The 511-nt window shown below is 26.2% G+C and carries 1 protein-coding gene; it reads left to right on the top strand.

All coding sequences use genetic code 11. From position 1 onward, the window contains the following. Nucleotides 1–63: 63 nt before the first annotated feature. Nucleotides 64–426, top strand: a complete 363-nt coding sequence (locus tag IAI10_RS24610; RefSeq protein WP_315675953.1) for a hypothetical protein — start codon at nt 64–66, stop codon at nt 424–426. Nucleotides 427–511: the final 85 nt, after the last annotated feature.

Genomic DNA, 511 nt, shown 5'->3' with positions numbered 1-511 from the left:
GGGGGTTAGTTTACAATATTTAAGTTAATTTATTATATATATTAGAAGGGAAGTAATGGGAACATGGATATTAACCAGATTATTGGATATGTATTAAGTTTAATTTTAATAAGTTTGACAGGATTTATAATTAAGGAGATTGCTTTATTAAAGGACAGTGAATTTGTTAAAAATTTCAAGGAAAAAGCAATAGGTGTACTTGGAAATGATAATGAGGGCAAATTAGAGAAGATTGTTAAAGATGCTTGTATTGAGGTAGAGCAACTTGCTAAAGAAGGACTAGTAGAAAATATTAGTGGTAGTAAGCATAATAAAGCTTTGGAACTTATAGAAAGTGCTTTGGCTAAGGCTGGATTAAAAGTTACAGATGAAGAAATTTATAATTTAATAAAGGTTACTATTGGATATATGAATCAAGGTAAGTAAAAAAATTATTACTAATGATTATTTATATGCATTTGATATTATAACAAAAATATGTATTGATTTACAAAAATGGACATGCTATTAT

This window comes from Clostridium sp. 19966 (assembly GCF_032335695.1).
Taxonomy (GTDB): domain Bacteria; phylum Bacillota; class Clostridia; order Clostridiales; family Clostridiaceae; genus JACTOJ01.
Note: the sequence above shows the minus strand (reverse complement) of the source record. Positions and strands in the feature narration are given on the sequence as shown.